At 74.8% G+C, this 1114-nt stretch carries 1 protein-coding gene; it reads left to right on the forward strand.

Annotated features, from left to right (window positions below; all coding sequences use genetic code 11):
* Window positions 1-124 precede the first annotated feature (124 nt).
* Window positions 125-1114: hypothetical protein (locus tag MXD58_RS25195; RefSeq protein WP_250610138.1), on the forward strand; the 990-nt coding region annotated here is incomplete at its 3' end.

A 1114-nucleotide genomic window follows, 5' to 3' on the forward strand; every position in this document is an offset into this window, starting at 1 on the left:
TCGCCCACATGGTCGTCGACCGGGGGGTTGGCCCTGATCAGGTGCTCGCGCTGAGCTTCACCGCCCGCGCGGCGGGGCGCTGGCGGCCCTCAACGCCTTCGACGGTCTGCAGGACGAGGCCACGGTGATACGGCTGCTCCGCCTGTCGGCGCGGGAGATCGAGGACGTCGACGACCTGCCCGACCCCCATCCGATCGTGCCGCTGCTGGGTGGCTTCCGGCTGATGCTGGAGGTCGGCATCGTCGCCGACGAGCCGCTCGAGGCGTTCCGCGGCTGTTTCGGGCTTCCCGACCCGTGGACCCGGGCGTTGGCCCGGGTTCTGTTCGCCTACATCAGTGCGAACCGGGCTGATGCGCAGCATCTCGAGGAGGCGAGAACACGGGCCTGGGAAGCGGTCGACGAGTTCGAGGCGCTGGGGGAGCGTTGGGGCACCGCGTTCGCGCACGGGGCGGTGGGGGAGCTCGCCAGCCTGCGGGGCGAGCACGCGCTGGCGGTGGCGTCGTTCCGCCGCGGGTGTGCGCTCACCGCGGAGCTCGACTCCGCCGACGAGGCCGGCCAGTTCCAGATGAACCTGGTCGCGGCGGCGCTCGCGCTGCGGGACGTGCCGCAGGCCCAGGCCGCGCTGGAGGAGGCGCGCCGCAGCGCCCAACGGGCGGGCACGCCGGACCTGCTCGCCGGCGTCGCCATCGCGGAGAGTTCGCTGGCCAGGTTCCTCGGGGATACGAAGCGGGCCCGGGAGCTGATCCTGCCCGCGGCGGCCGCGGTCTGGACCCGGCACGGACCGCCCCAGTTCAAGGCGGCGATGGGGACGAGCGTGGCGCTCGCCGAGCTCTCGTGCGGCCGGCTCGAGAGCGCTCGGCTGATCCTGGCCGCGGCGCTGGCGGAGGCGGTCCGCTCCACCGACGCGCCGGTGACCGCCCGGGTGCTCGTCGGCGTCGCTCACCTGGCTCTGCGCGACGGTGACGCGCAGCACGCGGCGGAGCTGGTCGGGGCCTGCGTCCCGATTCGGCTCGCCGGCGACCACGACCTGGAACAGGTCGATCGGGCGGTGCGCGACGCGCTCGGCCAGCGGCGCTTTGACGACGCCGTGGCCCGCGGCCGGGCGGTGCCGCTG

This window comes from Frankia sp. AgKG'84/4, from assembly GCF_023242965.2.
GTDB lineage: Bacteria > Actinomycetota > Actinomycetes > Frankiales > Frankiaceae > Frankia.